General features: G+C 57.1%; 26 protein-coding genes and 2 tRNA genes. 10 read left to right on the forward strand and 18 right to left on the reverse strand.

Features of this window, described 5'->3' with window-relative positions; translation table 11 throughout:
• Positions 1 to 11: 11 nt before the first annotated feature.
• From nusA to rlmE, 9 genes are all read right to left on the reverse strand, one after another.
• Positions 12 to 1,520: a transcription termination factor NusA gene (gene nusA, locus RE418_RS04095; RefSeq protein WP_019453340.1), complete on the reverse strand. Its 1,509-nt coding sequence runs from the start codon at positions 1,518 to 1,520 to the stop codon at positions 12 to 14.
• A 21-nt stretch (positions 1,521 to 1,541) separates the two neighbouring features.
• Positions 1,542 to 1,994, reverse strand: coding sequence for a ribosome maturation factor RimP (gene rimP, locus RE418_RS04100; RefSeq protein WP_004933515.1), 453 nt, complete (start codon positions 1,992 to 1,994; stop codon positions 1,542 to 1,544).
• A 217-nt stretch (positions 1,995 to 2,211) separates the two neighbouring features.
• Positions 2,212 to 2,288: transfer RNA gene (locus RE418_RS04105), tRNA-Met, on the reverse strand.
• 60 nt (positions 2,289 to 2,348) lie between these two features.
• Positions 2,349 to 2,435: transfer RNA gene (locus RE418_RS04110), tRNA-Leu, on the reverse strand.
• 69 nt (positions 2,436 to 2,504) lie between these two features.
• Complete coding sequence (gene secG, locus RE418_RS04115) at positions 2,505 to 2,840, reverse strand: preprotein translocase subunit SecG (protein WP_004933519.1); 336 nt, start codon at positions 2,838 to 2,840, stop codon at positions 2,505 to 2,507.
• A 220-nt stretch (positions 2,841 to 3,060) separates the two neighbouring features.
• Positions 3,061 to 4,398 carry a phosphoglucosamine mutase gene (gene glmM, locus RE418_RS04120; protein WP_025305053.1) on the reverse strand — a complete coding sequence of 446 codons (1,338 nt, stop codon included), beginning with the start codon at positions 4,396 to 4,398 and terminating at the stop codon, positions 3,061 to 3,063.
• A 4-nt stretch (positions 4,399 to 4,402) separates the two neighbouring features.
• A complete protein-coding gene (gene folP / locus RE418_RS04125) occupies positions 4,403 to 5,239 on the reverse strand; it encodes a dihydropteroate synthase (RefSeq protein ID WP_025305052.1) in 837 nt (278 codons plus the stop codon).
• Positions 5,240 to 5,331: 92 nt separating this feature from the next.
• Positions 5,332 to 7,263, reverse strand: coding sequence for an ATP-dependent zinc metalloprotease FtsH (gene ftsH, locus RE418_RS04130; protein ID WP_004933529.1), 1,932 nt, complete (start codon positions 7,261 to 7,263; stop codon positions 5,332 to 5,334).
• Positions 7,264 to 7,319: 56 nt separating this feature from the next.
• The gene (rlmE, locus tag RE418_RS04135; protein ID WP_004933533.1) at positions 7,320 to 7,949 is read right to left on the reverse strand and encodes a 23S rRNA (uridine(2552)-2'-O)-methyltransferase RlmE; all 630 of its coding nucleotides are present in this window, start codon (positions 7,947 to 7,949) and stop codon (positions 7,320 to 7,322) included.
• 143 nt (positions 7,950 to 8,092) lie between these two features.
• Here rlmE and yhbY point away from each other — a divergent pair, with 143 nt between their 5' ends.
• Entirely contained in the window at positions 8,093 to 8,386 is a 294-nt protein-coding gene (yhbY, locus tag RE418_RS04140) for a ribosome assembly RNA-binding protein YhbY (protein ID WP_004933536.1), read from the forward strand.
• A gap of 112 nt (positions 8,387 to 8,498) precedes the next feature.
• On the opposite strand, the gene greA is transcribed toward yhbY, so the two are convergent.
• On the reverse strand, positions 8,499 to 8,975 hold the full coding sequence (gene greA, locus RE418_RS04145; protein ID WP_025305051.1) for a transcription elongation factor GreA: 477 nt from the start codon (positions 8,973 to 8,975) through the stop codon (positions 8,499 to 8,501).
• 256 nt (positions 8,976 to 9,231) lie between these two features.
• On the opposite strand from greA, the gene dacB reads away from it, so the two are divergent.
• The 3 genes from dacB to pmrB are packed head-to-tail and all read left to right on the forward strand — an operon-like array spanning position 9,232 to position 12,394.
• The gene (gene dacB / locus RE418_RS04150) at positions 9,232 to 10,665 is read left to right on the forward strand and encodes a serine-type D-Ala-D-Ala carboxypeptidase (protein WP_025305050.1); all 1,434 of its coding nucleotides are present in this window, start codon (positions 9,232 to 9,234) and stop codon (positions 10,663 to 10,665) included.
• 8 nt (positions 10,666 to 10,673) lie between these two features.
• A complete protein-coding gene (gene pmrA, locus RE418_RS04155; RefSeq protein WP_019453348.1) occupies positions 10,674 to 11,336 on the forward strand; it encodes a two-component system response regulator PmrA in 663 nt (220 codons plus the stop codon).
• Positions 11,333 to 12,394, forward strand: a complete 1,062-nt coding sequence (pmrB, locus tag RE418_RS04160; RefSeq protein ID WP_089181572.1) for a two-component system sensor histidine kinase PmrB — start codon at positions 11,333 to 11,335, stop codon at positions 12,392 to 12,394. The genes pmrA and pmrB overlap by 4 nt, the downstream gene beginning before the upstream one ends.
• A gap of 36 nt (positions 12,395 to 12,430) precedes the next feature.
• On the opposite strand, the gene cgtA is transcribed toward pmrB, so the two are convergent.
• From cgtA to rplU, 4 genes are all read right to left on the reverse strand, one after another.
• On the reverse strand, positions 12,431 to 13,603 hold the full coding sequence (cgtA, locus tag RE418_RS04165) for an Obg family GTPase CgtA (protein WP_025305047.1): 1,173 nt from the start codon (positions 13,601 to 13,603) through the stop codon (positions 12,431 to 12,433).
• A 16-nt stretch (positions 13,604 to 13,619) separates the two neighbouring features.
• Complete coding sequence (locus RE418_RS04170; RefSeq protein WP_043139276.1) at positions 13,620 to 14,591, reverse strand: DMT family transporter; 972 nt, start codon at positions 14,589 to 14,591, stop codon at positions 13,620 to 13,622.
• Between the two features lie 105 nt (positions 14,592 to 14,696).
• A complete protein-coding gene (rpmA, locus tag RE418_RS04175; protein WP_004933559.1) occupies positions 14,697 to 14,954 on the reverse strand; it encodes a 50S ribosomal protein L27 in 258 nt (85 codons plus the stop codon).
• A 17-nt stretch (positions 14,955 to 14,971) separates the two neighbouring features.
• Positions 14,972 to 15,283 carry a 50S ribosomal protein L21 gene (rplU, locus tag RE418_RS04180; RefSeq protein WP_004933561.1) on the reverse strand — a complete coding sequence of 104 codons (312 nt, stop codon included), beginning with the start codon at positions 15,281 to 15,283 and terminating at the stop codon, positions 14,972 to 14,974.
• Between the two features lie 270 nt (positions 15,284 to 15,553).
• Between rplU and ispB the strand changes: the two genes are divergently transcribed.
• A complete protein-coding gene (gene ispB, locus RE418_RS04185; protein WP_025305045.1) occupies positions 15,554 to 16,525 on the forward strand; it encodes an octaprenyl diphosphate synthase in 972 nt (323 codons plus the stop codon).
• A gap of 50 nt (positions 16,526 to 16,575) precedes the next feature.
• Here ispB and RE418_RS04190 read toward each other — a convergent pair whose 3' ends face one another.
• Positions 16,576 to 16,932, reverse strand: coding sequence for a DNA-binding protein (locus RE418_RS04190; RefSeq protein ID WP_025305044.1), 357 nt, complete (start codon positions 16,930 to 16,932; stop codon positions 16,576 to 16,578).
• 180 nt (positions 16,933 to 17,112) lie between these two features.
• Here RE418_RS04190 and RE418_RS04195 point away from each other — a divergent pair, with 180 nt between their 5' ends.
• The gene (locus RE418_RS04195) at positions 17,113 to 17,373 is read left to right on the forward strand and encodes a helix-turn-helix transcriptional regulator (RefSeq protein WP_004933567.1); all 261 of its coding nucleotides are present in this window, start codon (positions 17,113 to 17,115) and stop codon (positions 17,371 to 17,373) included.
• A 67-nt stretch (positions 17,374 to 17,440) separates the two neighbouring features.
• Here RE418_RS04195 and mdh read toward each other — a convergent pair whose 3' ends face one another.
• Positions 17,441 to 18,379, reverse strand: coding sequence for a malate dehydrogenase (mdh, locus tag RE418_RS04200; protein ID WP_004933569.1), 939 nt, complete (start codon positions 18,377 to 18,379; stop codon positions 17,441 to 17,443).
• 464 nt (positions 18,380 to 18,843) lie between these two features.
• Between mdh and argR the strand changes: the two genes are divergently transcribed.
• From argR to yhcN (RE418_RS04215), 3 genes are all read left to right on the forward strand, one after another.
• Positions 18,844 to 19,314, forward strand: a complete 471-nt coding sequence (gene argR / locus RE418_RS04205) for a transcriptional regulator ArgR (RefSeq protein ID WP_016929335.1) — start codon at positions 18,844 to 18,846, stop codon at positions 19,312 to 19,314.
• Between the two features lie 403 nt (positions 19,315 to 19,717).
• Positions 19,718 to 19,981: a peroxide/acid stress response protein YhcN gene (gene yhcN, locus RE418_RS04210; protein ID WP_025305043.1), complete on the forward strand. Its 264-nt coding sequence runs from the start codon at positions 19,718 to 19,720 to the stop codon at positions 19,979 to 19,981.
• 120 nt (positions 19,982 to 20,101) lie between these two features.
• A complete protein-coding gene (gene yhcN / locus RE418_RS04215; RefSeq protein WP_025305042.1) occupies positions 20,102 to 20,365 on the forward strand; it encodes a peroxide/acid stress response protein YhcN in 264 nt (87 codons plus the stop codon).
• Between the two features lie 197 nt (positions 20,366 to 20,562).
• On the opposite strand, the gene mpl is transcribed toward yhcN (RE418_RS04215), so the two are convergent.
• Complete coding sequence (mpl, locus tag RE418_RS04220; RefSeq protein WP_089181571.1) at positions 20,563 to 21,942, reverse strand: UDP-N-acetylmuramate:L-alanyl-gamma-D-glutamyl-meso-diaminopimelate ligase; 1,380 nt, start codon at positions 21,940 to 21,942, stop codon at positions 20,563 to 20,565.
• Between the two features lie 169 nt (positions 21,943 to 22,111).
• Between mpl and fbp the strand changes: the two genes are divergently transcribed.
• Positions 22,112 to 23,116, forward strand: a complete 1,005-nt coding sequence (gene fbp / locus RE418_RS04225) for a class 1 fructose-bisphosphatase (RefSeq protein ID WP_004933587.1) — start codon at positions 22,112 to 22,114, stop codon at positions 23,114 to 23,116.
• Positions 23,117 to 23,161: 45 nt separating this feature from the next.
• Here the strand turns inward: fbp and RE418_RS04230 are convergent, their stop codons facing one another.
• Positions 23,162 to 24,715, reverse strand: a complete 1,554-nt coding sequence (locus RE418_RS04230; RefSeq protein ID WP_089181570.1) for a methyl-accepting chemotaxis protein — start codon at positions 24,713 to 24,715, stop codon at positions 23,162 to 23,164.
• Positions 24,716 to 24,873: the final 158 nt, after the last annotated feature.

Genomic DNA, 24,873 nt, shown 5'->3' on the forward strand with positions numbered 1-24,873 from the left:
TGCTACAGTTATTACGCGTTGTCGCCAAACCAACAGATATTGCGTGCAGCCATGATCAGCTCACCGGCTTGCTCATCGCTAAGCCCTTCAATATCAGCCAGATCGTCAACACCCTGCTCGGCAAGATCTTCCAGCGTACAAACCCCACGCGCGGCCAGTTTAAAGGCCATGCTGCGCTCAAGACCCGGCAGGTTGAGCAAATCGTCGGCCGGTTTGTTGTCGCCCAGGCTTTCTTCTTGTGCCAGGGCCAGCGTGGTCAATGCAGCTTTGGCGCGTTCGCGCAATGCTTCAACCGTATCTTCATCCAGACCGTCGATTTCCAACAGCTCTTTGATCGGCACGTAGGCCAGCTCTTCCAGCGTGGAGAAGCCTTCTTCAACCAGTACGGTGGCGAAATCTTCGTCGATATCAAGATACTTGGTGAAGGTATCAATAGCGGCATGAGCCTCGGCCTGGTGCTTGGCCTGCAGGTCGTCCGCCGTCATCACGTTCAGTTCCCAACGATCGTCGCCGCGGTGTTGTTTCAGCAGCTGGGAAGCCAAACGCACGTTTTGGCCGTTACGGCCGATCGCCTGTGCCAGGTTGCTGGCTTCAACGGCGATATCCATGGTGCAGTTATCTTCGTCTACCACGATCGACGCGACGTCGGCCGGCGCCATGGCGTTGATGACGAATTGCGCGGGGTTATCATCCCACAGGATGATGTCGATGCGTTCGCCGCCGAGCTCGCTCGACACGGCCTGAACGCGCGCACCGCGCATACCTACGCAGGCGCCGACCGGGTCGATGCGCTTGTCGTTGGTTTTCACTGCAATTTTCGCGCGAGAGCCTGGATCGCGGGCTGCCGCTTTAATTTCGATCACTTCTTCGCCGATTTCCGGCACTTCGATGCGGAACAGTTCTTTCAGCATTTCCGAGCTGGAACGGCTGACGAACAGCTGCGCGCCGCGAGCTTCAGGACGCACGGCGTACAGTACGCCGCGAATGCGATCGCCCGGACGGAAGTTTTCGCGCGGCAGCATGTCTTCACGGCCAATCACCGCTTCGGCGTTGTTGCCCAGATCCAGCGCGATGCTGTCACGGTTCACTTTCTTCACCACGCCGGTGACGATCTCACCTTCGTGTTCACGGAAAGCGTCGACCACCATCGCACGCTCGGCTTCACGTACTTTCTGCACGATAACCTGCTTGGCGGTTTGGGTGGTGATACGGTCAAAGGTCACGGATTCGATCTGATCTTCGACGTAGCCGCCGAGCTCGATGCTCGGATCTTCAAACTGAGCGGCTTCCAGCGTGATTTCACGCGTCGGCTGAGTCACTTCGTCTACGGCGACCCAACGGCGGAAGGTGTCGAAATCGCCGGTTCTACGGTCAATGCTGACGCGCACGTCGATTTCCTGCTCGTATTTTTTCTTGGTTGCGGTGGCTAATGCAGTTTCCAGCGCTTCGAAAATCTTCTCGCGCGGAAGGGATTTTTCATTGGAAACTGCTTCAACAACAGCCAGAATCTCTTTGTTCATCCTAGTTGCCTCTTCCAAACTTTAAAAGTGGGGTACCAGGTTCGCTTTCTGGATGTTGCTCAGCGCGAACACTTCATCTTTCCCTTCCACAGTAACCGTGATCATCTCGCCTTCGACAGACTTGATAATACCCTGCCACTTGCGACGGTTCTGTACCGCCATGCGCAGGACCAGGCTGACTTCTTCACCGAGGTAACGCGTATAGTGTTCTGCGGTGAACATCGGGCGATCAAGGCCAGGAGAGGAGACTTCCAAGTTGTAAGCGACCGTGATTGGATCTTCGACGTCCAATACAGCGCTGACCTGGTGGCTGACATCAGCGCAATCATCAACATTGATGCCGTTATCACTATCAATATAGATGCGGAGCGTCGATTGGCGCGCACGAATGAATTCGATGCCTACAAGCTCAAAGCCCAACGCTTCTACGGGTGCCGAAAGCATCTCTGTTAACTGTTGCTCTAATGTGGACAAGCCCACCCCCAAGACATAAAAAAAGGGCTAAATAGCCCAGTGATTCTGTTGCCAAATAACAAAAAACCCCGAAAAATCGGGGCTTTATGCAACTGGACCCTGTTTGCCGCTAGGCGGCCTCGGTACAACTTTCGAGCAAGTGTCATTTTCAAATGTTGATCGAGAAAAGCGGATTTCAATCGAAAAGTGTATTTGAAAATAAACACTTAAAGGAAAGTGGTTGCGGGGGCCGGATTTGAACCGACGACCTTCGGGTTATGAGCCCGACGAGCTACCAGGCTGCTCCACCCCGCGTCCGAAAACGTGGCAAATACTACGCCGATAATCGCAAAATTGCAAGTTATCTCTGGGATTTGGTACCGAGGATGGGACTCGAACCCACAAGCCCGTTAGGGCACTACCACCTCAAGGTAGCGTGTCTACCAATTCCACCACCTCGGTACTGATTCTTACTGCTAACGGCCGTTGTTCCTTCGAGTTCACAACCACCGTTTACAAACTTTTTGCGGCTTACTGCGGGATGTCGCTGCTCGGCTTAGCTGGTGCTGCCGGCGCGGTCGTCTGCTCAGTTTTCACTGGCTGACCCAGGTTTTCCCACTCACTGCCTTTCTTGCTTTGGTTGCTGCTGAGGTTGCCCAGAATCAGGCTGATGACGAAGAACAGCGTCGCCAACACAGCAGTCATGCGGGTCATAAAGTTACCGGAACCACTCGAACCGAACAATGTGCCTGATGCACCTGCTCCGAAAGAGGCTCCCATATCAGCGCCTTTACCTTGCTGTAGCATAATCAGAGCAACCAGCCCGATTGAGATCAGCAGGAAAATTACCAGAAGAGCTTCGTACATAGTAGTACCCGTATCCTTGCGGCCTCACCGCATGCCAAATGCTTCACACTCATCAAGCAGGCGTTTTTACAAACTGCCTACTGAAGCGGGTGTGAATACTAACCAAAGCCGCCAACCCACGCAAGGGCAATTTGCTGCCGCCGGCGCGTTTGCGGAAAAAAACGCCAACAATCATCTATTCGGGCTCAGCGATGCCAAGCCCGATGGCTAACTGTCTGTTTTAACCTGCTGATTTCACCGCATCGGCGATGCGATGCGCCAGCGCGGTCACCTGCTGCTCGTCCTCGCCTTCCACCATCACGCGGATCAGCGGCTCGGTGCCCGATTTACGCAGCAGCACCCGGCCACGGCCGGCCAACTCGGTTTCCACCTGCTCGGTGACCTTACGCACCGCTTCAGACTCCAGCGGATTATGCTCGCCGGCGAAGCGGACGTTGACCAGGATCTGCGGCAGCAGCTTCATGCCGCTGCACAGGTCATGCAAGCTCATGTGGTTGCGCACCATGGCAGTCAGCACCTGCAGCCCGGCCACGATGCCGTCGCCGGTGGTGGTTTTGTCCAGCAGGATCACATGGCCGGAGTTTTCCGCACCGATGCGCCAGCCCAGTTCCTGCAGTTTCTCCAGCACGTAACGGTCGCCCACTTTGGCGCGAGCGAACGGAATACCCAGCTGTTTCAGCGCCAGCTCCAGCCCCATATTACTCATCAGGGTACCGACCGCGCCGCCGCGCAGCTGCCCCTGACGCAGGCCTTCGCGGGCGATGATGTACAGGATCTGATCGCCATCCACCTTGTTGCCGAGGTGATCCACCATCATCACGCGGTCGCCGTCGCCGTCAAACGCCAGGCCAACGTGCGCTTTTTCCTGCAGCACGCGCTCCTGCAGCTGACGCACGTCGGTAGCACCGCATTTTTCGTTGATATTCATACCGTCCGGCTCAACACCGATGGCGATCACCGTGGCGCCCAGTTCGCGCAGCACGCTCGGCGCAATGTGGTAAGTCGCCCCGTTGGCGCAGTCGACCACGATTTTCAGCCCCTTCAGGCTCAGCTCGCTCGGGAAGGTACCTTTGCAGAATTCGATGTAACGGCCGGCGGCGTCGATGATACGGCTGGCTTTACCCAGCTCGGCGGACTCCACGCAGGTCAGCGGTTTTTCCATCTCGGCTTCAATTGCCTCTTCGACGTTGTCCGGCAGTTTGGCGCCGTCGATTGAGAAGAACTTGATACCGTTGTCATAGAACGGGTTATGCGAAGCGGAAATGACAATGCCTGCTTCGGCACGGAAGGTACGCGTCAGGTAGGCCACCGCCGGCGTGGGCATCGGCCCGGTGAAGGAGGCGGACAATCCAGCGGCCGCCAGACCGGCTTCCAGAGCGGACTCCAGCATATAGCCGGAGATGCGCGTATCCTTACCGATGATGATCTTGCGGGAACCGTGACGCGCCAGCACTTTACCGGCCGCCCAGCCCAGCTTCAGCACGAAGTCCGGCGTGATGGGGCTGTCCCCGACCTTGCCACGGATGCCGTCGGTGCCAAAATATTTGCGCTCGCTCATGTCTCTACTGTCCCTTAGCTGAAAGTGTTGCCTCGACGACACGCATCGCCTCGACGGTTTCTTTAACGTCATGCACTCTGACAATCTGCGCACCCTGCATCGCCGCGATTACCGCGCAGGCCACGCTGCCGATAACCCGTTGATCCGGCGGCACGTTCAGCAGTTGCCCAATCATCGATTTACGCGACATGCCGACCAATAGCGGCAAACCGAAACGATGAAACTCCGACAACCGTGCCAGAAGCTGATAGTTGTGCGCCAAATTTTTACCGAAACCGAAGCCTGGGTCGAGCAGCAATTTCTGATTTGTTATCCCCGCCTCGTTACAGCGCTGAATATGATGCTCGAAAAACGCCTGAACATCGGTAATCAGGTCATCGTAATGCGGCGCCTGCTGCATGGTGCGCGGCTGCCCTTGCATATGCATTAGACAGACCGGCAGACCGCTTTCCGCCGCCGCCGCCAGGGCACCCGGCTCCTGCAGCGAACGAATGTCGTTAATCAGATGTGCGCCTGCATGCGCCGATTCGCGGATCACGCCCGCTTTCGAGGTATCGACCGAGATGAAGACTTCGAAGCGCTGCGCCAGCGCTTCCACCACCGGCACGACCCGTTCCAATTCTTCCTCTTCACTCACCTCAGCTGCCCCCGGCCTTGTCGATTCGCCGCCGATATCGATCATCGTGGCACCGGCCGAAATCAGCGCATGCGCGTGGAGCAGCGCCTGGTTCAGGGTGTTGTGACGGCCGCCGTCGGAAAACGAATCCGGCGTCACATTGAGGATACCCATCACCTGCGGATAGGAGAGGTTGAGCGTCATGTCGCGCACGGTTAACTGCATGGTTGGTCCACCTTACTGTTGCCTGGTTCACTGCCCGCCGGGCAAAAAAAAACCCCGGCGTACCGGGGTTTGATGTTATTACACAGCCACTGTTACTTGTCGAGCTGTTCGGACATGGTGTTGCCCGGCGTTGGGGTGCGCGGCTCATCTACCGGCGTCGGGGCTTTCGGAGTGCCACCGTTGTCGGAGCTGTTGCCTTTGTTCGCATCGTCCCAGCCCGCCGGCGGACGCACGTCTTTGCGGTTCATCAGATCGTCGATCTGCGGCGCATCGATAGTTTCATACTTCATCAGCGCATCCTTCATCGAATGCAGGATGTCCATATTTTCCATCAACAGCGAACGAGCACGCGTGTAGTTACGTTCGATCAGCGACTTCACTTCCTGGTCGATGATACGCGCGGTTTCATCCGACATGTGCTTCGCCTTGGCCACGGAACGGCCCAGGAACACTTCACCCTCTTCTTCCGCATACAACAGCGGCCCCAGCTTCTCGGAGAAGCCCCATTGGGTCACCATGTTGCGGGCAATGGAGGTCGCCACTTTAATGTCGTTCGACGCACCGGTAGAGACTTTTTCCGGCCCGTAGATGATCTCTTCCGCCAGACGACCGCCGTACAGGGTGGAGATTTGGCTCTCCAGCTTCTGACGGCTGGCGCTGATCGCATCCCCTTCCGGCAGGAAGAAGGTCACACCGAGCGCCCGACCACGAGGAATGATGGTGACCTTGTGTACCGGATCGTGTTCAGGAACCAGGCGGCCAATGATGGCGTGGCCCGCTTCGTGATACGCGGTCGACTCTTTCTGCGCTTCGGTCATCACCATGGAGCGACGTTCCGCACCCATCATGATCTTGTCTTTGGCTTTTTCGAACTCCACCATCGACACCACGCGCTTGTTGCCGCGGGCGGCGAACAGCGCCGCTTCGTTGACCAGGTTGGCCAGGTCGGCACCGGAGAAGCCCGGCGTACCACGCGCAATGACGGAGGCGTCGATGTCGGCAGCCAACGGCACGCGACGCATGTGCACCTTCAGGATCTGCTCACGGCCACGCACATCCGGCAGCCCGACCACGACCTGACGGTCGAAACGGCCCGGGCGCAGCAGCGCAGGGTCAAGCACGTCTGGACGGTTGGTCGCCGCGATGACGATGATGCCCTCGTTGCCTTCGAAACCGTCCATCTCAACCAGCATCTGGTTCAGGGTCTGCTCACGCTCATCGTGACCGCCACCCAGGCCGGCGCCACGCTGGCGACCGACGGCGTCGATTTCATCGATGAAGATGATGCACGGCGCGGCTTTCTTCGCTTGTTCGAACATGTCGCGCACGCGGGATGCACCCACGCCGACGAACATTTCGACGAAGTCGGAACCGGAAATAGTGAAGAACGGTACCTTCGCTTCGCCGGCGATCGCTTTCGCCAACAGCGTTTTACCGGTCCCCGGCGGGCCAACCATCAGCACGCCTTTCGGGATCTTGCCGCCCAGCTTCTGGAAACGGCTCGGTTCGCGCAGGTATTCCACCAGTTCGCTCACCTCTTCTTTCGCTTCGTCACAACCGGCGACATCGGCGAAAGTGGTCTTGATCTGGTCTTCCGTCAGCATGCGGGCCTTGCTCTTGCCGAAGGACATCGCGCCCTTGCCGCCGCCGCCCTGCATTTGCCGCATAAAGAAGATCCAGACCCCAATCAGCAACAGCATCGGGAACCAAGAGATAAAGATAGAAGCCAGCAGGCTCGGCTCTTCAGGCGGCTCGCCGACAACTTTCACATTCTTCGTTAACAACGTATCCAGCAACTTAGGATCGTTGACAGGGATGTAGGTCGTGTATTTGTTACTGTCTTTCTTGGTAACGTTAATTTCACGTCCGTTGATTCGCGCTTCGCGAACCTGGTCCTGGGTCAGTTCGGACATGAAGGTAGAGTAATCCACCCTACGGCCATTCGACTCGCTGGGCCCAAAGCTCTGGAATACAGACATCAACACTACCGCGATGACTAACCAGAGAATTAGGTTTTTCGCCATGTCACTCAAGGGATTAACCTCATCTTACAACTGTGTTAACAAACAGCGTTAGGGTACTACAGTTTGCGCCCTGTCGCTACAATGTACACTTCGCGCGAACGGGCGCGGGAAGCGTCTGGCTTACGAATCTTAACCTTCGTAAACAGGGAGCGAATTTCCCGTAGGTACTCGTCAAAGCCATCTCCCTGGAACACCTTCACCAGGAAACTTCCGCCTGGTGCGAGGACATCACGACACATATCCAGCGCCAACTCCACCAGATACATCGACCTTGGAATATCGACCGCCGGGGTGCCACTCATATTCGGGGCCATATCGGACATGACCACCTGAACCTTACTCTCGCCTACTCGTTCCAACAGCGCCTTCAGCACCAGTTCATCACGAAAATCGCCCTGAAGGAAATCGACGCCAACGATAGGATCCATTGGCAAAATATCACAGGCGATGATGCGCCCGGTACCGCCGATTTGGGTGACCACATACTGCGACCAGCCGCCCGGTGCGGCGCCCAGATCAACCACGGTCATTCCCGGTTTGAACAGTTTGTCGCTCTGCTGTATTTCATCAAGTTTAAACCAGGCACGGGAACGCAGTCCCTTTTTCTGCGCCTGCTGCACATATTTATCGCTAAAGTGTTCTTGTAACCAGCGACTGGAGCTAGCCGAACGCTTTTTATTAGCCATCTCGTTTTCCAACTATCATAAAAAGAGTCTTATGTCAGGGTCGCTGCTCACGTAGACTCACACCGGTGAAGACCGATTTGGTGATATACATGAGATGGCGGTAGAATGTACCGTTTTCAATCCCAACTTAAGCAAAAAAGACAATGAATCTGAATAATAAACAAAAACAGCACCTGAAAGGCCTGGCGCATCCGTTAAAACCGGTGGTAATGCTGGGCAATAACGGTCTTACCGAAGGGGTGCTGGCTGAAATTGAACAGGCTCTGGAGCATCATGAGCTGATCAAGGTAAAAATCGCCGCTGAAGATCGCGAAACCAAAACCCTGATCGCCGACGCTATCGTGCGTGAAACGGGCGCCTGCAATGTGCAAGTTATCGGCAGTACGCTTATTCTTTACCGCCCGTCGAAAGAGCGCAAGATCAGTCTACCGCGTTAATAACCATCAGGTTAACGAAAAGGTGCCATGCGCCTGACGAAGATAAAAGGCCGCTTGCGGCCTTTTTCCTATCTTTACAAAACGTTGGCGCATTAATGACCAACGGCCTCGATCAGAGATACTCGACCTTCAGGATCTCGTATTCCACGTCGCCGCCAGGGGTTTTGATCACCACCACGTCGTCTTGCTCTTTGCCGATCAGGCCGCGCGCCATCGGCGAGTTTACCGAAATCAGATTTTTCTTGAAATCGGCCTCGTCGTCGCCAACGATGCGGTAAGTCACTTCTTCTTCACTGTCCAGATTCATCACCGATACGGTGGCGCCGAAGATCACCCGGCCGGTGTTCGGCATCTTGGTGATATCGATCACCTGAGCATTGGACAGCTTGGCTTCGATTTCCTGAATGCGGCCTTCGCAGAAACCCTGCTGTTCGCGGGCGGCGTGGTACTCGGCATTCTCTTTCAAATCGCCGTGCTCACGGGCGTCAGCGATATCCGCAATGATTTTCGGGCGGCGCACGCTTTTCAGATATTCGAGCTCTTCGCGCAGTTTTTCAGCGCCAAACAAGGTCATCGGAATTTGGTTCATCGTATAAATACCTCTAAATCTTTCCTGTTCAAATAACCGTCATCCTGACGTATTCGTATGAAAACACGGTTGGCATACCGCCACCCGCCTCCAGGCGACAAACAAAAGAAACCTGACTCGGAACGAGGCCCAAGCCAAGATTGGTTTTGCATTTTGATACGCATTTTAGCCTAGAGTTCCTTGAGGGTCATCGTTTACTTTTTCCCTGATTGCACCGTAGTATGACGGCACGTTATCCAGCTGTTATCCCGAGATTATGCGTTTTTCACGAATTGTCAGTGCATTGGCTTGCGCATTTGTTCTGAATGCGAATGCGGCCCCGGTTGAAGAGTACACACAATATCTGCCTGATGGGGCCAACCTTGCCCTGGTCGTTCAGAAAATCGGTGCCGGCGCGCCGACGATCGATTATCACTCTCAGCAGATGGCGCTGCCGGCCAGTACCCAAAAAGTGCTGACGGCGCTGGCGGCCTTGCTGCAACTCGGGCCCGATTACCGTTTCACCACCACGCTGGAGAGCCAGGGCGATATCCGCGACGGCGTGCTGCGCGGCAACCTGATCGCCCGCTTCAGCGGCGATCCGACCTTCAAGCGCCAGAGCCTGCGCAATATGGTGGCCGTCCTGAAGAAACAGGGCGTGCGCCAAATCAGCGGCGACGTCCTGGTCGATACCTCGGTCTTCGCCAGCCATGACAAAGCGCCCGGCTGGCCGTGGAACGATCTGACACAGTGCTTCAGCGCGCCACCGGCCGCCGCCATCGTCGATCGCAACTGTTTCTCGGTCTCGCTGTACAGCGCGCCGAATCCGGGCGACATGGCGTTTATCCGCGTCGCCTCCTATTATCCGGTCAATATGTTTAGCCAGGTGCGCACCCTGGCGCGCGGTTCAGCAGACGCGCAGTACTGCGAGCTGGACGTGGTGCCGGGCGAGCTGAACCGCTTTACCCTGACCGGCTGCCTGACGCAGCGCAGCGAACCGCTGCCGTTGGCCTTCGCCATCCAGGACGGTGCCAGCTACGCGGGTGCCATCCTGAAAGACGAACTGACCCAGGCCGGCATCCAGATCGATGGGCACTTGAAGCGCCAGACGCGCCCTGGCATCACCGGCACGGTGATCGCGCAAACCCAGTCGGCGCCGCTGCACGATCTGTTGAAGATCATGCTGAAGAAATCGGACAACATGATCGCCGACACCGTCTTCCGCACCATCGGCCACGAACGCTTCGGCGTGCCGGGCACCTGGCGAGCGGGTTCCGATGCGGTGCGGCAGGTGCTGCGCCAGAAGGCCGGCATCGATCTGGGTAATACCATCATCGCCGACGGCTCCGGTCTGTCGCGCCACAACCTGCTGGCGCCGGCGACCATGATGCAGGCGCTGCAGTACATCGCTCAGCACGATAACGAGCTGAACTTCATCTCGATGCTGCCGCTGTCCGGCTATGACGGTACCCTGCGTTACCGCGGCGGCCTGCACGAAGCCGGCGTCGACGGCAAAGTGTCGGCCAAGACCGGCGCGCTGCAGGGCGTCTACAACCTGGCGGGCTTCATCACCACCGCCAGCGGCCAGCGCATGGCCTTCGTGCAGTATCTCTCCGGCTACGCCGTGCCGCCGGAAGATCAGAAACAGCGCCGCGCCCCGCTGGTGCGCTTCGAAAGCCGCCTGTATCGGGATATTTACCAAAACAACTGAGGATCGTCATGAAGCTGTTGGTCGTTGAGGATGATGAACTGCTGCAACAGGGGCTGGCGCTGGCGCTGACCGGCGAAGGTTACGTCTGCGACTGCGCCGCCACGGCGGCGGAGGCCAACAGCCTGCTCATCACCAGCCAATACAGCATGGTGATCCTGGATCTCGGTCTGCCGGACATGGACGGCGCCGCGCTGCTGCGGCAGTGGCGCCGCCAGCAGATCGATCTGCCGGTGCTGATCCTGACTGCCCGCGACGCCCTGGAAGATCGCGTCGATGGGTTGGACGCCGGCGCCGACGACTACCTGGTCAAACCCTTCGCGCTGGTCGAGCTGCAGGCGCGCGTGCGCGCCCTTCTGCGGCGCTACCAGGGCCACAGCGACAATCTGATGCAGGTGGATGACCTGCAGCTGAACCTCTCGAGCCAGCAGGTCTACCTGCAGCAGCAGCCGGTGGAGGTCACGCCAAAAGAGTTTGCCATTCTGGCGCGTCTTATCATGCGTGCCGGGCAAACGGTAAACCGTGAACTCCTGCAGCAGGATCTCTACACCTGGCAGGACGACTTGGGTTCCAACACGCTGGAAGTACACATCCACAACCTGCGCCGCAAACTGGGCAAGGATCGAATCCGCACCGTGCGCGGCATCGGCTACCGCCTGGAACCCTCGTCATGATCAGCATGCGCCGCCGCCTGCTGCTGATGCTGGCGCTGATCCTGCTGGTCACGCAACTCATCAGCGCCTTCTGGCTGTGGCACGAAAGCCAGGAGCAGATCAGCTTCCTGGTGGACGAAACGCTGTCCGCCAAAGTGCGTACCGAACGCGTCGATACCGAGATCGCCGAGGCCATCGCGTCGCTGTTAGCGCCTTCGCTGATCATGATGATCGTCACGCTGCTGGCGTCATTTTGGGCCATCAGCTGGATCATTCGCCCGCTCAACCAATTGCAGCAGCGGCTGGAAAAACGCTCTGCCGATAACCTGACGCCGCTGCCAATCACCAGCGACAGCCAGGAAATGGTGGCGGTCACCAATGCACTCAATCAGCTGTTTTCACGGCTGGATAACACCATTCAACAGGAACGCCTGTTCACCGCCGACGCCGCCCATGAGCTGCGCACGCCGCTGGCCGGCATCCGCCTGCACCTGGAACTGATGGAAAAGCAGGGCGTCAAGGGCAGCCATGCGCTGATCGCCCGCATCGATCAGCTGATGCACACCGTCGAGCAGTTGCTGATGCTGTCGCGCGCCGGGCAAGACTTCGCCAGCGGCCATTACCAGCATTTCGATTGGGTGGCCGATGTGATTCAGCCGCTGCAGGAAGAACTCGGCGAAATGACCGCCCAACGCGGACAGACGCTGGATTGGCAATTGCCGGCCGTCGCCGCAGTGAACGGCGATCCGGTGCTGCTGCGGTTGCTGCTACGCAACCTGGTCGAAAACGCTCACCGTTACGGCCCGGAAGGCGGTGCGATACAGGTGCGGTTAACGTCGCAAGACAGCGGCTATCTGCTGCAGGTCATCGACGATGGCCCTGGGATCAAGGAAGAGATGGTTGGGGAACTGACGCAGGCGTTTCGCCGCATGGATCAACGCTACGGCGGCAGCGGACTGGGCCTGAATATCGTGATCCGCATCGCGCAACTGCACCAGGGGCGATTGACGCTGGAAAACCGCCGCGATGCGCGCGGCCTGAACGCCCAGTGCTGGTTGCCGGAAAAGGCGCTCAAATAACAAGGGCCCAGCGTTGCTGAGCCCTTTATCACCGAATTACTTCTGGTAAATGATTTCGACGCCTTCGTCGTCGTCTTCGTCCCAGTCGTCATCCCAGTCATCTTCCGCTTCGGCTTCCACCTCCGCGATTTGCTCTCGGTGGTAGTCATCCCACATGAATTCGACTTTTTCCGGCGCGCTTTCTTCGATCGCCATCGCTTTCGGCTGAGTGTTGATGAAGTTCATCACGTCCCAGCACAGCGCGTTGACGCCTTCACGGTTGGCGGCGGAGATCATGTAGTACTTCCCTTCCCAACCCATGCCTTCCACAATCGCTTTGGCGCGTTCGGCAGCTTCTTCCTCACCAATCACATCAATTTTGTTGAACACCAGCCAGCGTGGCTTCTGCGCCAGATTTTCGCTGTATTGGTTCAACTCGTTGATGATCACTTTGGCGTTTTCCACCGGATCGGTTTCGTCGATCGGTGCGATGTCCACCAGGTGCAACAGCACGCGGCAACGCTCCAGGTGTTTCAGGAAGCGAATCCCCAGGCCCGCCCCTTCGGAGGCCCCCTCGATCAACCCCGGAATGTCGGCAACCACAAAGCTCTGCTCGTGGTCCATGCGCACCACGCCCAGGCTCGGTACCAGCGTGGTAAACGGATAATCGGCCACCTTAGGTTTGGCAGCAGACACCGCGCGGATGAAGGTCGATTTACCGGCGTTCGGCAGCCCCAGCATGCCCACATCGGCCAGCAGCAACAGCTCCAGCAACAGGTCACGCGCTTCGCCCGCGGTACCCAGCGTCTTCTGACGCGGCGCGCGGTTGACCGAAGATTTGAAACGGGTGTTGCCCAGACCGTGCCAGCCGCCTTTGGCGACCATCAGCTTCTGCTCGTGACGCGTCATGTCGCCGAGGATCTCGCCGGTGCCCTGATCCTTCACGCGCGTGCCGACCGGCACCTTGATGATGACGTCTTTACCGCGTTTGCCGGTACAATCGCGGCTCTGGCCATTCTGGCCGCGCTCGGCGCGGAAAGACTTCTCAAAGCGGTAGTCGATCAGGGTGTTGAGGTTCTCATCCGCCAGCAGGTAAACGTCGCCGCCGTCACCGCCGTCACCGCCGTCAGGCCCACCGTTCGGGATATATTTTTCGCGGCGGAAGCTGACGCACCCGTTGCCGCCGTCGCCTGCAACGACCAGAATCGCTGCTTCATCTACAAACTTCATTTACCGTCTCCGTAAATCATTCACCGGGCTGCTTCAAAGGAGCAACCAGGGGGGGTTCTGCCCGTCGCGGCCACCACCGGTGACCAATTGCGGAAAACATGGCGCCCGCCACAACCACAAACGCACCCACATAGCCGACGATGTTCAGCGTCGGCGCAGCGAATGCCTGGGGCCAGGCCAGCGCCAATAAATCTGAAAACAGCAGGGTAAACAGCGGGGTCAGCGTCACCAACGCGCTCACCTGCGCCGCCTGCCAGCGTGCCATCGCCTCTGCCAACGCGCCGTAGCCGATCAGCGTGTTGGCGCCACAAAATAGCAGACACGCCAATTGCCAGCCGCTCAGCTGGAAAATCACCTCGGGTTTGGCCAGAGGGAACAACGCTATCGCACATAAAGTGTACAACATAACCAGGATCTGCGGCGAAGCCAGTCGGCGCAGCAACACCTTCTGCGCCACGCCGTAGCTCACCCAAACCATCGCCGCGCACACGCCCAGCATAACGCCCAGCGTGTAGTCCGTCAGCCGGGTGAAGATCTCTATCAAACTGACGTTGAAAAACAGCATCAGTCCGCAAATCAGCATCAGGGCGCCAATAACCTGGGTGATGCGCATACGTTCTTTTAAAATCAGCACGCTGGCGAACATCATGCCCACCGGCGACAGCTGGCCAATCACCTGCGACGCCGTCGGGCTCAGGTATTGCAGCGAGGAGCTGAAGAACACAAAGTTGCCTAGCAGCCCCGCCGTCGCGATCGCCAACAGCAGCAGCCAACGCGGCTGGCGGAACATCGTCAGCCGCGGCAGCTTGCCGCGTACCGCGAGGATCACGCCCAAACCGATGGCGGCCATGGTAAAGCGATACCAGACAACGGTAAACGGCTCCATCACGACCAACACTTCTTTCATCGCGATCGGCAACGCGCCCCAGCAAACCGCCGTGGTTAACGCCAGAGAAATGCCAACGCCGACCTGCTGCTTCGTATCCATATCACCTTCGTCAACGCTGACGGGCCTGCCCTCAGGCAACCCATAAATGTAAAAAGCCCCGCAACGAATTGCGGGGCTTACATCTATTTCGTAAGGCTCGAAAAATTATTCAGCTTCGATGCTGATGAATTTACGATTGCTCGGGCCTTTAACTTCGAATTTGACTTTACCGTCTTTCAAAGCAAACAGAGTGTGGTCTTTGCCGCAACCCACGTTGGTACCAGCGTGGAATTTGGTGCCGCGCTGACGAACGATGATGCTGCCTGCCAGTACTGCTTCGCCGCCAAAGCGTTTTACGCCCAGACGTTTAGCTTCTGAATCGCGACCGTTACGAGTCGAGCCGCCAGCCTTTTTGTGTGCCATTAATCCGCTCTCCTAACTTAAGCGCTGATGCCGGTGATTTTAACGTCAGTGAACCACTGACGGTGGCCCTGCTGCTTACGGTGGTGTTTACGACGACGAAACTTAACAATTTTAATTTTCTCGCCACGACCGTGAGCAACAACTTCAGCTTTGATCTTGCCGCCATCGACGAAAGGAACGCCGATTTTGATATCTTCGCCATTAGCGATCATCAGAATCTGGTCAAACTCAACCGCTTCACCAGTTGCGATGTCCAGCTTTTCCAAGCGAACGGTCTGACCTTCGCTTACTCGGTGTTGTTTACCACCACTTTGGAAAACCGCGTACATATAAAACTCCGCTTTCCGCGTGCCCGACTGTGTTAGTTCAGAGCGCGCTATAAATATTCACAATAGGGCGCGAATTCTACGCAAAAAAGCAGCGTATGACAAGAGCAGAATAAGACCAGAACAAGAAAAAAGAAGAAAAAAAGCGCAGTTTCTTTCGTGGCGTTTATCTGAACCGTTTTTCAAGTACAATCATAGGGACAGTTACCGCCATGTACCGATGTGAGCAGCGATCTCAACGCGGTGAAGAGAAACACAGCTGAAAAAAACACAATGAACCTAGAGCAAATTACCGAGTTAACCGCGCAAGATATGGCGGCCGTGAACGCAACAATTCTCGAACAGCTGAATTCCGATGTCACGCTCATCAATCAGCTTGGCTATTACATTATCAGCGGTGGCGGTAAGCGCATCCGGCCGATGATCGCCGTCCTGGCGGCGCGGGCGTTGGGCTATGAAGGCAACAAGCACGTCACCGTCGCCGCCCTGATCGAATTCATTCATACCGCCACGCTGCTGCATGACGACGTCGTCGACGAATCGGACATGCGCCGCGGCAAAGCCACCGCCAACGCGGCGTTCGGCAACGCCGCCAGCGTGCTGGTCGGCGACTTTATCTATACCCGCGCCTTCCAGATGATGACCAGCCTGGAATCCCTGCGCGTGCTGGCGCTGATGTCGGAGGCGGTCAACGTCATCGCCGAAGGCGAAGTGCTGCAGTTGATGAATGTGCACGATCCCGACATCAGCGAAGAAAGCTATATGCGGGTGATCTACAGCAAAACCGCCCGTCTGTTTGAGGCGGCGGCGCAATCGTCGGCGATCCTGTCCGGCGCCAGCGCCGAACAAGAGAAGGCGCTGCAAGATTATGGCCGCTACCTCGGCACCGCTTTCCAGCTGATCGACGATCTGCTCGACTACAGCGCCGACGGCAGCACCCTGGGCAAAAACACCGGCGACGATCTGAACGAAGGGAAGCCGACCCTGCCGCTGCTGCACGCGATGCACAACGGCGACGACGCCCAGCGTGACATGATCCGTGGCGCAATTGAGCAAGGCAACGGCCGTCATTTGTTGGAGCCGGTACTGCAGGCGATGCAGCAATGCGGTTCGCTGGAATACACCCGCCAACGCGCCGAGGAAGAGGCCGACAAGGCGATCGCCGCGCTGCAGGTGTTGCCGGCATCGGAGCACCGCACGGCGCTGGAAGGCCTGGCCCATTTAGCGGTGCAACGCGATTTTTAAGAAATCGTGATTTCGCAATACACTCATCAGGCCCGCGTACGCGGGCCTGCTTAGGTATTGCTCTCTTCGTCGATACGCGCCAGCAGGCCGCCAATCCCTTCCCGCATCAGGAAAGCCACCATTTTCTCGCGCTCGCTCTCCGTCAAATGGTAGTAATACTCGATCCAGACCGCCAACGGATCCTGGCGTTCTACGTCATAGGCCGCCCCGTCTTCCTTCAGCACCAGCAGGTTACGCACACCTGAAGGCAGGCTATCGATATGGTATTCCAACGCTTTTCCCTGCACGCCTTTACGCCTGCGGCTGATCCAGCCTTCGCGCCGGGCCATCAAATTGATTCCCTGTGGTGAGGAGGGTAATCCTGCGATGCCTGTCAGTTCCTTGGCGGCAAACCACTCGTTTTTCATGGCCATCATCTCTGGGCAATAGTGGGCAACGTCATTTTTGGAAATTACCTGGGTATTTTTTAGGAAATTTAATGGTATTCTGGTTTCCGAATAAACGTTTCACGTTGTTCAAACGCTTAACTTTGACTCGTTAGTTATACCACTAACGCAACTTTGGCTAATCAGAAAAGGAATGTAAACATGAATTCAAGGAACCCAGATTGGCACCCGGCAGATATCATCGCGGCGCTACGCAAGCAGGGCACCACGCTGGCGGCGGTATCGCGCAAGGCCGGATTGAGCTCATCGACGCTGGCCAATGCGCTGTCGCGCCCGTGGCCGAAGGGGGAATGGCTGATCGCCGAAGCGATAGGCATTCACCCATCGGAGATCTGGCCAAGCCGTTATTACGATCCGCACAGCGATTGCCTGCTGGATCGCAAAGCACGCATCAAGTCGTGAACGCGGAACAAAAAAAAACCGCCGGAACAGCGTCCGGCGGCGTTTATCGGCTGACTCTCGGTATCGATCAGTTATTGATGAACTTCTCGCCCAGTTCGATATCTTTGTGCAGCACGTCCAGCATCTCGTTCAGCGCTTTCTGCTCGAAGGCGCTCAGGGTGCCGATATCTTTACGCTCTTCAACGCCGTTCTTGCCCAGCACCAGCGGCTGCGCGAAGAAGCGAGCGTATTTGCCGTCGCCTTCAACGTAAGCGCATTCCACAACGCCTTTTTCGCCCTGCAGCGCACGCACCAGAGACAGACCGAAACGTGCGGCCGCCTGGCCCATGGACAGCGTTGCAGACCCGCCGCCGGCTTTGGCTTCTACCACTTCGGTACCGGCGTTCTGAATGCGTTTGGTCAGATCCGCCACTTCCTGATCGGTGAAGCTCACACCAGGGATCTGCGACAGCAGAGGCAGAATGGTCACGCCAGAGTGGCCGCCGATAACCGGCACGTTCAGCTCTTCCGGCTGCTTGCCTTTCAGCTCGGCCACGAAGGTGTTGGAACGGATGATATCCAGCGAAGTCACGCCGAACAGTTTGTTCTTGTCGTAAACGCCGGCTTTTTTCAGCACTTCCGCCGCGATGGCGACCGTGGTGTTAACCGGGTTGGTGATGATGCCGATGCAGGCTTTCGGGCAGGTTTTCGCCACTTGCTCAATCAGGTTACGCACGATGCCGGCGTTAACGTTGAACAGATCAGAGCGATCCATGCCTGGCTTACGGGCCACGCCGGCGGAAATCAGCACCACGTCCGCACCGTGCAGAGCCGGGGTCGCGTCTTCGCCGCTGAAGCCTTTAATTTTAACTGCGGTTGGGATGTGGCTTAAGTCGACGGCAACGCCTGGGGTAACGGGGGCAATGTCGTAGAGAGAGAGTTCAGAACCTGAAGGAAGCTGGGTTTTGAGTAGAAGGGCGAGGGCCTGGCCGATACCGCCAGCAGCACCGAGAACTGCAACTTTCATCCTATACTCCTTTATTATCTTAAATATATAAAGCGCCGTGAATGTGTTGGTTACGGACCTTGAGTCATTACACCTTTTAAAACAATAAATTAGCCAATTCTTGCCTGCAGGTGTAATAAAACGGCCGCTGTCGCGCCCATTTTAGATTAAATCGCTTGCGCATGAAGGGCATAGCGCACACTAATCAAAAATAGTGCGAGGTTATTCACGAGCAAGTTAACCGGCCGTTACATTACACCCTTACGCAACATCAGAACAACATCATTTTAATAACATTTTATTTACCACCGTAGGCCGATTTTCCGTCGTCAAAAGGGCATATTCATCGCGGCCGGATTTTGTTAAAATGCCGCCCTTTCCTCGCCGCCCGGTCTTTTTTATTTTCTTTGGGGCGGCCTTTGTTGCATAAAAATTCATCTATATGCATAATCATGACTTCCACTATCAACATTCCACGGTGCAAAATGCGTAATCCCGCAAAACAGGAAGATCTGATCAAGACGTTCAAAGCGTTATTGAAAGAAGAAAAATTCAGTTCTCAAGGCGAGATCGTTTTGGCGCTGCAAGAAGAAGGCTTCGAAAACATTAACCAATCCAAAGTATCGCGCATGCTGACCAAGTTCGGCGCGGTACGTACGCGCAATGCCAAAATGGAAATGGTGTATTGCCTTCCTGCCGAACTCGGCGTGCCGACCACCACCAGCCCGTTGAAGAATCTGGTGCTGGACGTCGACCATAACGACGCCGTCGTGGTGATCCATACCAGCCCGGGCGCCGCGCAGCTGATCGCCCGCCTGCTCGACTCACTGGGTAAATCCCAGGGCATCCTCGGCACGATTGCCGGCGACGATACCATTTTCGTCACCCCGTCCAGCGGCTTTACCGCTCAGAAGCTGCATGAAGCGATCCTGGGCGTGTTTGAGCAAGAGCTGTGAAACCTGGCGCTAACAAAGTGCGGCTACCTTCCGCATTTTGTTAGCGCTTCTTTAACCCTCGCGTTACCTCCCCGGCCTTTAACCGCGTTTAACACTGCTTTTTTATCCCGCAACAACACATTTCCATGACATCGCCATGTAACCAGCAGTACCCACTGTGATCTTCCGCACTTTTGGTTAAAAGCACTTACCTTATTGAAATTACATAAATTTAACATCAAAAGATCGTTTTATGAGCGTTTTTTATTCCTTACAGTTATAAAAAATAAGGATCATAAGGTTAAAGTTTCACTAGCAACTGTTAGCGAACTATTAATTTTTCGCGTTACTAGCTGTATACTCATTTTCGTGAACTGAATCACAGTTCGTTGGAACTGATAAAAGAATACGATGAGGTGAGATAATGAAAATTAAAGCTACCGTTGCAACCCTGAGCGTTCTGTCCATGCTTTCATTTGGTGCATTCGCAGCACAATCTGTTGATGCAACCCAGGCCGCACAACTGCAACCCGCCGGTGTGATCACCGTGAGTGGCGTCGCCGCTGCGCCTTCCGACATCCGCCAGGCACTGTCTGACAAAGCTGACGCCAAAGGGGCGACCGCTTACCGCGTGATCGAAGCGCGTAACGACGGCAACTTCCACGCGACCGCTGAAATCTACAAATAAGTAACGACATTACCCGGCAACGGGCAATACATCTCTGGAATCAAACGCTGTCATAACGGCCTTCAAGAATAAAAATCGCTGCCAAGCCCTTCCAGGCTGTTATGACCAAGGATCGCTATCATGAACATGAAAACTACGCTTGCTGCACTCGGTCTGCTGTCCGTCATCTCCTTCGGCGCATCTGCCGCCCAGTTGGTGACTAACGATCAGACCGCCAATCTGCAATCTATCGGCACCATTACCGTCAGCGGTATCGACGGCGCACCGACCGACATTCGCCAGGCGCTGTCGGAGAAAGCCGACGCTAAAGGCGCGACCGCCTACCGCGTGATCGAAGCGCGTAACGAAGGCAACTACCACGCCACCGCCGAGATTTACAAATAACAACTCTGGGAACGGCTTTGCAGAGCTGATTACCCTCGTCACTGCCACTGCCGAGTTCTGACGCAAACGCCGATTTCCCAGAGACCCTCTCGTCGTCCTATCCGACGAACCCCGTTGCCCTCGCTCGCGAGGGCTTTTTTATGGGCGTAAAAAAGGCCGCAAATGCGGCCCTTAGAGTGGCTTATGCTACTGAACAATCAGTAGGTCACCTTCGGCTCCTGCTTTTTCGCCAGCGCGTCCAGCAGGCAATCGTGAATGCCGCCAAAACCGCCGTTGCTCATCACCAGAATGTGGTCGCCCGGCTGTGCGGTTTTCACCACCATGTCCACCAGCGTGTCGAGATCCGCGCTCCAGTGCGCCGGCTGCACACAGGCATCAGCCACTTCCGCTACCTGCCATGGAATGTGATGCGGCTGGAACAGGAACACTTCGTCGGCGCGGCCGAGCGAAGGCGCCAGATCGTTTTTGCTGATGCCCATTTTCATGGTGTTGGATCGCGGTTCCAGCACCGCCAGAATGCGCGCCGTGCCGCCGACCTTGCCGCGCAACGCGGCCAGGGTGGCCAGGATCGCGGTCGGGTGGTGCGCGAAGTCGTCGTAAACCGTGACGCCGTTGGCTTCGCCACGCAGCTCCAGGCGGCGGCGGGCGTTGATGAAATCGCCCAACGCGCGGCAGGCGTCTGCCGGCTGCACGCCAACGTGGCGAGTCGCGGCGATGGCCATCAGGCCGTTATGCATGTTGTGCTCGCCCACCAGCGCCCAGTTCACTTCGCCGACCTGCTCGCCGTCGAGGAACACCGCGTAATGACTGGCGTCCGGCGTCAGCTTCTGCGCACGCCAGGTCCCCTCTTCGCCCACCAGCTCCTGTTCGCTCCAGCAGCCCATCGCCATCACCTGCTTCAGGTGGCTGTCGTTGTCCGGCAGGATGATCTTGCCTTTGCCCGGCACCAGGCGCACCAAGTGGTGGAACTGTTTCTGGATGGCTTTCAGATCGTCGAAGATATCGGCGTGGTCGAACTCCAGGTTGTTCATGATCAGCGTGCGCGGGCTGTAGTGCACGAACTTGGAGCGCTTGTCGAAGAACGCGCAGTCATACTCGTCGGCCTCAATCACGAAGAACGGGCTGCCGCCGAGGCGCGCCGATACGTCGAAGTTGCCGGGCACGCCGCCGATGACGAAGCCGGGCTGGTAACCGCAGGCCTCGAGGATCCAGGTCGCCATGCCGGCGGTGGTGGTTTTGCCGTGGGTACCGGCGACCGCCAGTACCCAGCGATCGCGCAACACGGCGTCGTGCAGCCACTGCGGGCCGGAAACGTAAGGGATGCCACGCTCCAGCACCGCCTCCACGCACGGGTTGCCGCGCGTCATGGCGTTGCCGATGATCACCAGATCCGGCGCCGGATCCAACTGGGCTGGATCATAACCCTGAATAAGATCGATCCCCTGGTTCTCCAGCAGCGTGCTCATCGGCGGATAGACGTTGGCGTCCGAACCGGTGACGTCATGCCCCAGTGAACGCGCCAGCATCGCCAACCCGCCCATAAAGGTGCCACAGATCCCAAGAATGTGAATGCGCATAGGTTTCTCATGTGAGTGCATCGAATGTCGGCATATTCTAACGCTCAGAATCGTCCAGAAGAAATGGATTTGCCTATGAATGGCGCGCATCTTTGGGCTACACTGCTCGCGAAAACGTTGGCGGTTTGTTAACAGGCCGCTATCCATCCGTAGATTCAGGGATTGTGTCATGAAAACGTTAGGCGAATTTATCGTCGAGAAACAGCACGACTTCTCGCACGCCACCGGCGAGCTGACCGCGTTACTTTCTGCCATTAAACTGGGCGCCAAAATCATCCACCGCGACATCAACAAGGCTGGCCTGGTTGATATTCTGGGGACCAGCGGGGTGTCCAACGTACAGGGCGAAGTTCAGATGAAACTGGACCTGTACGCGAACGAAAAACTGAAAGCGGCGTTGAAAGCGCGTGGTGAAGTTGCGGGTATCGCTTCCGAAGAAGAAGATGAAATCGTGATATTCGACGGCGAGCGTGCTGAAAATGCCAAGTATGTCGTATTGATGGATCCGTTGGACGGTTCGTCCAACATCGATGTCAACGTCTCGGTCGGTACGATTTTCTCTATCTACCGTCGCATCACGCCGGTCGGCACGCCGGTGACCGAAGAAGACTTCCTGCAGCCGGGCAGCGCCCAGGTCGCAGCGGGTTATGTGGTTTACGGTTCGTCCACCATGCTGGTGTACACCACTGGTTACGGTGTCCACGCCTTTACTTACGACCCGTCTCTGGGCGTGTTCTGCCTCTCCCACGAGAAAGTACGCTTCCCGGCGAGCGGCAACATGTATTCCATCAACGAAGGCAACTACATCAAGTTCCCTCTCGGCGTGAAGAAATACATCAAGTACTGCCAAGAGCAGGATGAAGCGACGCAGCGCCCTTACACCTCGCGCTACATCGGTTCTCTGGTGGCGGACTTCCACCGCAACCTGCTGAAAGGCGGCATCTACATCTACCCAAGCACCGCCAGCCATCCGCAAGGCAAGCTGCGCCTGCTGTACGAATGCAACCCGATGGCGTTCCTGGCCGAACAGGCCGGCGGTAAAGCCAGCGACGGCAAAAACCGCATTCTGGACATCACGCCGGTGAAACTGCACCAGCGCGCGCCATTCTTCGTCGGCACCAAGTCGATGGTAGAAGACGCAGAACGCTTCATCGCCGAAAACCCGGACGAGTAACGCGTTTCTGGCAAGGGTTCGGCACCGCGCCGAACCCTTATCGCCTTACAGCTTGAACGCCGCCATGCTCTGCGCCAGCAGCTGAGCCTGATCTTCCAGCGAGCGCGTTGCCGCCGCCGACTCTTCCACCAGCGCCGCATTCTGCTGCGCCACCTGATCCATCTGCGCCACCGCCAGGTTTACCTGTTCGATACCGCTGCTTTGTTCGCGCGTCGCCGCCGAGATCTCACGCATCAACGCCGTCACCCGGCCCACTTCACCGGTGATGCCGCTCATGGTCTGCGCGGCCGACGCCACCATCTGTTCGCCTTCCTGCACCCTGTTCTGCGACGCTTCAATCAGCCCTTTAATCTCTTTCGCCGACTGGGCGCTACGCTGCGCCAGACTGCGCACTTCACCGGCCACCACCGCGAAACCGCGGCCTTGCTCGCCGGCACGCGCCGCTTCCACCGCCGCGTTCAGCGCCAGGATATTGGTCTGGAAGGCGATGCCGTCCATCACGCTGATGATGTCGGCGATGCGGCGCGAACTGTCGGTGATCGCCTGCATCTTGCTCATCACCTGGCTGACCACGTCACTGCCCTGGTTGGCGATATCGGACACGCTCAGCGCCAGTTGGTTGGCCTGCTCGCAGTTCTCGGCGTTCATTTTCACCGTCGAAGTCAGCTGTTCCATGCTGGCGGCGGTCTCTTCCAGCGAAGCGGCCGACTCTTCGGTACGCTGCGCCAGATGCAGGTTACCGGCCGCCAGTTCGCGTGAACCGGTGTCGATCTGGCTGCTGGCATCGCGCACTTTGCTGACCGAACTGGCCAACGCCTGCTGCATACGCTGCATCGCCCGCACCAAGCGGCCCATCTCGGTATCACCCTCACCGCGGATCTCATGGGTCAGATCGCCGCCGGCGATGTGTTCCAACTGCGCGATGGACTCGTCCAACGGGCGCAAAATGATCACGCGCAGCGCGAACCAGGCCAGCACCGCCAGCAGCACGCTGAGCAGGCCCGCCACCACGATCAGCGAAATCTTGGTGCTGGCGTTGTTTTCCGCGTCATACACCTGCTTTTCGCCGAGCTTCATGGCAAAGCTGCGGAAATCGCTGAGATCCTTTTCAAACGCGATGCTCAGCGCAGAGATGCGGGTCTCCTGAATATGGTAATACTCATCGATTTTGCCGGCCTTGATGGCGGCAGCCATCGGCTTCACGCCCTGCTCGAGGTAGGCGCGATAGCTGTTTTGCAGACGATTGGAGAGTTCGCGGCCGCGATCGGTCACGGTGCCGACGCCGACAAAGCGCGCCATTTCCTTGTTTGACTGATCGAGGTAACCGTAGATGCGGCCCACGGTGGCGTCGGACACATCGATCTGGCCGATCTCCCGTTGGCGCACCGCCAACGAAGCGGCGGTTCGGGCGCGCAGCGTCAGGTTGGAGCTGTTGGCCAGCGAGCCCAGCTCTTCACCGAGGATCTGGTTCAAGGTATGGATCGATCGCGATCCTTCGTTAATCGCGTTGACGCCAATAACGCTGACCATGATCAGCAACATGGTCATCAGGCTCAGCAGGGCGATCAGCCCAGCCTTCACCGTAATCTTTTTTAGCATGAGTTCTTCCCGGCTTCAGAAATTGTGAGATCAGACGTAGTAGGGGTGGCAAAACGCGGAGCCAGCTTTGCTAGCTCATTATTGTTTGTTGAAGTTATCGGCAGGCGAAGGCAAAACTTCATGCCGCGGCGGGATTAATCTGGAAATTATCCCTGCGC

The sequence above is a fragment of the Serratia sp. szju genome (genome assembly GCF_044594185.1).
Taxonomy (GTDB): Bacteria; Pseudomonadota; Gammaproteobacteria; order Enterobacterales; family Enterobacteriaceae; genus Serratia; species Serratia bockelmannii.

Bases quoted from the DNA above. Each gene is read 5' to 3' on its own strand.
- rlmE (WP_004933533.1), bottom strand. From the start codon at position 7,949: ATGGCTAATAAAAAGCGTTCGGCTAGCTCCAGTCGCTGGTTACAAGAA.
- pmrA (WP_019453348.1), top strand. From the start codon at position 10,674: ATGAAGCTGTTGGTCGTTGAGGATGATGAACTGCTGCAACAGGGGCTG.
- RE418_RS04170 (WP_043139276.1), bottom strand. From the start codon at position 14,591: ATGGATACGAAGCAGCAGGTCGGCGTTGGCATTTCTCTGGCGTTAACC.
- yhbY (WP_004933536.1), top strand. From the start codon at position 8,093: ATGAATCTGAATAATAAACAAAAACAGCACCTGAAAGGCCTGGCGCAT.
- RE418_RS04195 (WP_004933567.1), top strand. From the start codon at position 17,113: ATGAATTCAAGGAACCCAGATTGGCACCCGGCAGATATCATCGCGGCG.
- dacB (WP_025305050.1), top strand. From the start codon at position 9,232: ATGCGTTTTTCACGAATTGTCAGTGCATTGGCTTGCGCATTTGTTCTG.
- nusA (WP_019453340.1), bottom strand. From the start codon at position 1,520: ATGAACAAAGAGATTCTGGCTGTTGTTGAAGCAGTTTCCAATGAAAAA.
- yhcN (WP_025305043.1), top strand. From the start codon at position 19,718: ATGAAAATTAAAGCTACCGTTGCAACCCTGAGCGTTCTGTCCATGCTT.
- pmrB (WP_089181572.1), top strand. From the start codon at position 11,333: ATGATCAGCATGCGCCGCCGCCTGCTGCTGATGCTGGCGCTGATCCTG.
- glmM (WP_025305053.1), bottom strand. From the start codon at position 4,398: ATGAGCGAGCGCAAATATTTTGGCACCGACGGCATCCGTGGCAAGGTC.
- secG (WP_004933519.1), bottom strand. From the start codon at position 2,840: ATGTACGAAGCTCTTCTGGTAATTTTCCTGCTGATCTCAATCGGGCTG.
- ftsH (WP_004933529.1), bottom strand. From the start codon at position 7,263: ATGGCGAAAAACCTAATTCTCTGGTTAGTCATCGCGGTAGTGTTGATG.
- mpl (WP_089181571.1), bottom strand. From the start codon at position 21,942: ATGCGCATTCACATTCTTGGGATCTGTGGCACCTTTATGGGCGGGTTG.
- argR (WP_016929335.1), top strand. From the start codon at position 18,844: ATGCGTAATCCCGCAAAACAGGAAGATCTGATCAAGACGTTCAAAGCG.
- rplU (WP_004933561.1), bottom strand. From the start codon at position 15,283: ATGTACGCGGTTTTCCAAAGTGGTGGTAAACAACACCGAGTAAGCGAA.
- RE418_RS04190 (WP_025305044.1), bottom strand. From the start codon at position 16,932: ATGAAAAACGAGTGGTTTGCCGCCAAGGAACTGACAGGCATCGCAGGA.
- cgtA (WP_025305047.1), bottom strand. From the start codon at position 13,603: ATGAAGTTTGTAGATGAAGCAGCGATTCTGGTCGTTGCAGGCGACGGC.
- fbp (WP_004933587.1), top strand. From the start codon at position 22,112: ATGAAAACGTTAGGCGAATTTATCGTCGAGAAACAGCACGACTTCTCG.
- folP (WP_025305052.1), bottom strand. From the start codon at position 5,239: ATGCAGTTAACCGTGCGCGACATGACGCTCAACCTCTCCTATCCGCAG.
- rpmA (WP_004933559.1), bottom strand. From the start codon at position 14,954: ATGGCACACAAAAAGGCTGGCGGCTCGACTCGTAACGGTCGCGATTCA.
- greA (WP_025305051.1), bottom strand. From the start codon at position 8,975: ATGAACCAAATTCCGATGACCTTGTTTGGCGCTGAAAAACTGCGCGAA.
- RE418_RS04230 (WP_089181570.1), bottom strand. From the start codon at position 24,715: ATGCTAAAAAAGATTACGGTGAAGGCTGGGCTGATCGCCCTGCTGAGC.
- ispB (WP_025305045.1), top strand. From the start codon at position 15,554: ATGAACCTAGAGCAAATTACCGAGTTAACCGCGCAAGATATGGCGGCC.
- yhcN (WP_025305042.1), top strand. From the start codon at position 20,102: ATGAACATGAAAACTACGCTTGCTGCACTCGGTCTGCTGTCCGTCATC.
- mdh (WP_004933569.1), bottom strand. From the start codon at position 18,379: ATGAAAGTTGCAGTTCTCGGTGCTGCTGGCGGTATCGGCCAGGCCCTC.